This window comes from Blautia fusiformis (assembly GCF_020686995.1).
Taxonomy (GTDB): domain Bacteria; phylum Bacillota; class Clostridia; order Lachnospirales; family Lachnospiraceae; genus Blautia_A; species Blautia_A fusiformis.
In genome coordinates, this window is record NZ_JAJEPT010000026.1 from 22,179 (window position 1) to 28,562 (window position 6,384).

General features: G+C 43.4%; 4 protein-coding genes. All 4 read right to left on the reverse strand.

Annotated features, from left to right (window positions below; translation table 11 throughout):
* Positions 1–4: 4 nt before the first annotated feature.
* The 4 genes from LKD46_RS15795 to LKD46_RS15810 all read right to left on the reverse strand — a co-directional run bounded on the left by LKD46_RS15795 (position 5) and on the right by LKD46_RS15810 (position 5,515).
* Positions 5–2,224, reverse strand: a complete 2,220-nt coding sequence (locus LKD46_RS15795) for an alpha-galactosidase (protein ID WP_044960737.1) — start codon at positions 2,222–2,224, stop codon at positions 5–7.
* A 180-nt stretch (positions 2,225–2,404) separates the two neighbouring features.
* The gene (locus tag LKD46_RS15800) at positions 2,405–3,244 is read right to left on the reverse strand and encodes a carbohydrate ABC transporter permease (RefSeq protein WP_021650444.1); all 840 of its coding nucleotides are present in this window, start codon (positions 3,242–3,244) and stop codon (positions 2,405–2,407) included.
* Positions 3,245–3,259: 15 nt separating this feature from the next.
* A complete protein-coding gene (locus LKD46_RS15805) occupies positions 3,260–4,162 on the reverse strand; it encodes a carbohydrate ABC transporter permease (RefSeq protein ID WP_021650445.1) in 903 nt (300 codons plus the stop codon).
* Between the two features lie 99 nt (positions 4,163–4,261).
* A complete protein-coding gene (locus LKD46_RS15810; protein ID WP_092070268.1) occupies positions 4,262–5,515 on the reverse strand; it encodes an ABC transporter substrate-binding protein in 1,254 nt (417 codons plus the stop codon).
* Between the last annotated feature and the right edge of the window lie 869 nt (positions 5,516–6,384).

Sequence of the window (6,384 nt, forward strand, 5' to 3'; positions counted from 1 at the left end):
GAAATCAGTCCTCTGCTTCAATTGTATACAATACAGAATGGAAATCACCGTTTGTCTTATTGCAGTAGTCACGATCAACCGGGATTCCTGCATACATCAGCTCATTTCCGTAAGCTTTCAGGCACTTATCTTCCCATTTTACTTTGTAAAGCTGATCCTCGTCAAGACCCTTGAAGCGCAGACGCATCCAGGAAGCATTGACCTTGTTCAGTCTTTCATAGTATCCGGCAACTGCCTGCTTTTTGTCTCTGGAAACAACCATCCATGCAGTATCATTTCCTTCGAACGGGCTTAAGATACGGTAGAAATCACCCTCCACCTGGATCAGGTCACGATGTTCCTTCATGAATTCCACCTGTGCCTTTACCTCTTCGATCTCTTTGGCACTTAAAAGGTTCAGATCCAGCTCATAGCCAAAGGTTCCGAAATATGCCACATTTGCTCTTGTGGAAAGCGGTGTGGTACGGTGCAGCTGATGATTCGGTACTGCTGATACATGAGATCCCATGCTGACGATCGGATAAACAAAGGAGGTACCGTACTGGATTTTTTCTCTCTCTGCTGCATCGGTATCATCACTGGTCCATGTCTGCGGTGCAAAGTACAGCATTCCTGGATCAAATCTTGCTCCGCCGCTTGCGCAGGATTCAAAGAGAATGTCAGGGAATCTCTCTGTCAGTCTTGTATACAGCTCATATACACCAAGGATATATTTATGCATAGTCTTGCCCTGATCTGCTGCAGATGCGCCGCGGCTGAAAGGCTCGGACATGTAGCGGTTCATATCCCATTTAATGTAGGAAATGGAAGATTCCTCGATAACCTTGGAGATGGAATCATAAATAAAATCCACAACCTCAGATCTGGAAAAATCAAGAACGTGCTGATGTCTTGAGTGGGACTCAAAACGGTCCGGTGCTCCGATGAGCCAGTCCGGATGTGCTCTGTAGCAGTCGCTGTTCTTGTTTACCATCTCAAGCTCTACCCAGAGGCCAAATTTCAGGCCCATCTCCTCGATCTTGCGGGAAAGTCCGGAAATTCCGTTTGGAAGCTTATTCTTATTTACGAACCAGTCGCCAAGGCCCTGGTAATCATCGTTTCTGGTTCCGAACCATCCGTCATCCAGAACGAAAAGCTCTACCCCAACCTCTTTGGCTTTTTTTGCAATATTGAGGATTTTTTCCTCATCAAAATCAAAATAGGTTGCCTCCCAGTTATTAAGAAGGATCGGGCGTGCATGATTTCTCCATTTTCCGCGCATCAGGCGGTCACGGTACAGTCTGTGGTAAGCCTGGCTCATTCCGTTTAAGCCCTTATCGCTGTATACCATAACAACCTCCGGAGTCTGGAATTCCTCATCTCTGGAAAGCTCCCAGGAAAATCCCTGTGGATTGATTCCCATCATAACTCGTGTCATCTCGTAGGTGGAAACCTCGACCTGTGCAAGGAAGTTGCCGCTGTACACAAAGCTGAAGCCGAAAACCTCGCCTGTATCTTCTGTTGTATGAGGACGCTTCAGCGCGATAAACGGATTCTGCTCAGAGCTGGAGCCGGTTCCTGCAAGACTCTGTACAGCCTGTATACCCATCTCAAGTTTGCGTGTTTTTACATAGCGCTCACGTGCCCATGCACCGGAAAGATGGATCATCTCATAATCCATATCCGGGAACTCCACTGCTGCACTCATCACGTTCTCAAGACGGATTTTCTGATTCCCTTTCTGAACAAGGCGTGCACTTCTGGTGACCACCGGGTAATCCTCATATACGGAATATGTAAGAACAAGGTCTGTGTCCATCACAGAATCATGAAGTGTAATGTCCAGAGATGTTGCCTCTTCCTCGTTCTCTGTGTAGGTTGCCGGAAGACCGGCAAGCTTCTTCTTGCCGCCGTAAATCTCATGAGAAACATATTTGAAATCTACGATCTCGCTTCCGTTCTCCTGACGAACAGTAAGGGCAGGATTTCTGAAATCACCGGTTCCGTAAACAGGATACTCCTGTTTGGTATACTGCATGGAAAGAAGTCCCGGTTCCGGAACGCATACAGCCATCAGGGAACGCATGATCTCCTCGTGAAGATAACTGAAATCCTCTTTATCGCGGATAGCTTTTCCATAGTACAGATTCTCCATCTGGCCATTTTCCATGATACAGGTGATGTAGCTTAAATGTTTGTTATAAATGTGGAATGTCTTTGATCCCTCGTGAAATTTGATCGGCATAATTTTCTCCTTTTTTCGTTTACTGCGGATAAAAATATCCGCCTCTTTCCTTAAGAATCATCAAATAACTGTGCATTTTGGCATTTGCTTCGATAAAAATACCGCTGACAACCTCAATAACCAAATCCTCAGTTATATACATTGTCAGCGGTCTTGTATTACCTTATGTAATATTTCTGATTACAGTTTTCCACCGCTGGTAGCAATACCTTCGATAAACTGTTTCTGGAAGATCATGTAGATCACGATCATCGGAATGCAGGCGATCAGAGATGCAGCCATCAGTTCCGGGAATTTGGATACGTACTGGCCCTGCATCTTTGCAAGTGCGGAAGAAAGTACCAGCATATCCTTATCTGTATTAACGATCATCGGCCACATCAGATCTTTGAATGCGAATACAGCTGTGAAAATTCCAAGTGCGACCATACTGGATCTTGTAAGTGGTGCCATGATGTAAAGGAAGGTCTGACCGATGTTACATCCGTCAAGTCTGGCAGCCTCCTCCAGATCCTTCGGCAGTCCCATATATCCCTGTCTCAGAAGGAAAGTACCGAATGCAGTAACAATACCTGGGAATACAAGGGCAAAGATCGTATTCAGCATACCCATCTTGCTGACCATCAGGTACTGCGGGATGATGAAGATCTGTACCGGAACCATCATCTGGAACAGTACAAGACTGAAGCAGAGATCACGGCCCTTGAAGTTCAGTCGTCCAAATGCATAGCCTGCCATAGTTGCTGTAAGAACCGCACACACTACTCGGAAGAAGATCAGAAGCAGTGTATTCTTGTACAGAAGCAGGAAGTTCATGTTATTGATAACAGAAATAAATGCGTCTTTTCTCCATATTTTCGGGAAAATGGTGAAAGGATCTACAGATGTTGCTTCCGTTACAGTTTTAAAAGCTGTCAGGATCATCCAGATAAATGGCACAAGCATCGTTATGGACACAATGATCAGTATGACATGTATTAAAATAGTGGTTAATTTCTTTTTTGTTTCCATACTATCCATGGTTAATCCCCCTTTTTAGTTGTAGAATACCCATTTCTTCTGACCGATCATCTGGAATACTGTCAGGATCATGGTGATAATAAGAAGTACTACTACGATCGTAGCGCCGTATCCCATGTTCTTATTGATAAATGCATATTTATAGAACAGGTAAACCAGTGACTGAGTCTTGGTAAGTGCCGGGTTTGACTTGTCAATAACCATATAGATCAGGTCGAATACCTGAAGGGATCCGATCACACGGGTAACAAGTACGAAGAAAATGGTTGGTGAAAGAAGCGGGACCGTGATGTTAAAGAATGCATTCACGCCTGTTGCACCGTCAATGGATGCTGCTTCATAATAATCTCTCGGGATTTCCTGAAGTCCTGACAGGAAAAGAACCATATTGTAACCGATGATAGACCATACACCGATGATCGCAACTGCAAATACTGCAATTTTCGGATTAGAAACCCAGTTTACATGAACATGGAAAACGTTATTGATAAGACCATAATCAGAGTTGAACAGCCATCTCCATACCATGGCTACCGCTGCCGGAGCTGCTACCATCGGAAGGAAGATGATGGTTCTGTAAATAGAACGGCCCTTCATCTTTCTGTTAAGAAGTACTGCAAGAACAAGTGCGATGACAATGGAAAAAGGGACCTCCACGATCGCATATTTGAATGTGTTGATCAGTGCCTGCCAGATCTCTTTATCTGCAAAAACCTTCTGGTAGTTCTGTAAACCGATAAAGATATTTCCTTTACCAAAATCTCCTGTCTTGAAAAAGCTCTGGTAAATAGTCTGGAAGATCGGAATGATGTTCAATACGATCAGTCCGATTGTTGTTGGGAGAATAAACAGCCAGCCCCAGAGGAACTCACTGCGCTCTCTCTTTGTCCGTGCCTGTGACTTGGTAGTTTTAGCCATAAGAATCACTCCTTCTATTCCTTCTATGTATGAGGCCGCTGCACCTGAGTGCGGCGGCCCCTCTCATTACTGCACTTAATTATCGGTGTTTCTTAATGCTTACTCCTCAGCCAGCTTCTCGTTCATCTGATCAGCCATCTGCTTGCAAGCCTCTTCCATTGTGATGTCGCCTGTGTATACGCCCTTAAGGATCTCGTTGTCCTCGTTCTCCCATGTTACAGTAGATTTGGAGTATGGACGGATCTCCATGTCATCCATCATGTTCAGATAAGCCTGAAGGTTGAAGTCTGCGGATTTAGCCCATGCATCAGATGTATCTTTGTATGCACTCATTGTAACACCAAGCTCAGCCTGTTTCTCCTGAGCCTCTTTGGATCCGAGGTACTCGATCAACTGCCAAGCTTCGTCTGTGTGCTCACCGGAAGCAGATGCTGCCCATCCAAGTCCGTTATATAAGGAAGCTCTTCTGCCTGTCTCAGCGTTCTTAGGAAGCTCTACACAATCACAGTTAGCTGCTGTGTACTCGTTCTCTTTAAATGCTGCAAGCATCCAGGAGCCCTGGCATGTCATAGCGATCTTGCCAGCCTCGAAAAGTACGTCCTCGTTGTTCTCGGACATTGTCTCAAGAGACGGGATCACGCCATCCTTGATCCATCCTTCCAGTGTCTGCATAGCTGCGATCGTCTTCTCATCATCCCAGCCGGATTTTGTCTTGTCATCGCTGATGATGTATCCGCCGTTATCATAGATCAGGTTGTAGTATCCGGCCTGGTTGTTATCATTTCTCATTGCGAGACCGTACTGGGAACCATCATCCTTAGTAAGCTTCTTAGCTGCCTCTGTAACATCATCCCATGTCCAGTCAGCTGTCGGATAATCAAGTCCTGCCTCGTCAAATAATGTCTTGTTGTACCAGAGAGCGATTGTATCTATATCCTTCGGTACTGCATAATATTTATCATCGTATGTATACAGTCCCCAGATATCCTCCGGATAGTTCTCCGGATCGATCAGATCGCTGTCTTTGATCTTATCGGTCAGATCAAGAAGCATATCGTTGGACATGTATCTCTGACTCTCGTTGGAGTGCATCCAGAATACGTCCGGAAGGGAACCACCCTGTGCACCGGCCTCGAGCATTGTCCAGTACTCATCCCATTTAACAACGGAGATCTCTGTCTTGATTCCTGTCTTCTCTGTGAAGTCTGCGAGAATTTCTTTGATTCCCGGCTCCTGGTTGGTGTCCCAGATGGATACGGAAAGTGTAACATCGTCGCCCTTGGCATATACCGGAACTGCTGTCATTACCATGGCACCTGCTAACAATAATGCTGCTACTCTTTTGAAATTCATAACTTCTTCCTCCTTTTAAATCTTTCTTATTTTCCCTCTTTCTTTGGTCAGTTTTTATATTTTTTCACGTCCCTGACCGTTGATATTATTATAATTGCACATGGAAAAATGATAAATGGATTATTGTCATTTCAATATGGAAAAATGTTACTTTTTATTCATTTTATCCATTTTTTGTTCACACTTTGTTAATTATCCGTCATTTTTCCAGTTTCTTTTACGTTTTTTTTATATACCCTCACAATTTTTACTATTTTTGAGTATGTTTTGGCGCTCATTTATCCCCTTGTAGCAAAACCAACATTTTTACATATGTATTTTTGTATGTTTTTACTAACTCAAAACATGTATAAATGTCATTTGCCGAATAATCTGTTTTTCCGTTCCTAACACAATTCCATGCACGCTATCATTTCCACATGTGCACGCAAAATTCCATATTTTTTTATACAGTCCTATAAACCGTTCTGTATCCTGCGTTTTTCCTGCCGAAAAATTTCCCGGCTGTACTGTTTTTCTCACCGTCAGATGTGTATTGACGATCCGTATTCGCTGCGAAGCATATTGCTGTTCATTCTGTGACCGGCAATACGCTTCGTGATGCACAAGATACTTATCTGCGTTCCCTCTCTTTACACACAGTCAAAAACTGTGCTAAGATTAGCTGGATCGGACTTTACACCTATAGTCTGTTTTTCATTTCTATATTTCTATATAAGGAGGTTATTAACAGTTAAATATAAATTATAAAATCATATAAGTACATGTTTGGTTTTATAAGATATTAGAGTAGAATATTATTGAAAGGAGTTGATGCTTTGAGTAAATATTATTCTATACATGAATTTTCAAAAATTATAGGCGTATCC

Coding starts and splice junctions, on each gene's coding strand:
- LKD46_RS15805 (WP_021650445.1), bottom strand. CDS start 4,162: ATGGCTAAAACTACCAAGTCACAGGCACGGACAAAGAGAGAGCGCAGT.
- LKD46_RS15795 (WP_044960737.1), bottom strand. CDS start 2,224: ATGCCGATCAAATTTCACGAGGGATCAAAGACATTCCACATTTATAAC.
- LKD46_RS15810 (WP_092070268.1), bottom strand. CDS start 5,515: ATGAATTTCAAAAGAGTAGCAGCATTATTGTTAGCAGGTGCCATGGTA.
- LKD46_RS15800 (WP_021650444.1), bottom strand. CDS start 3,244: ATGGATAGTATGGAAACAAAAAAGAAATTAACCACTATTTTAATACAT.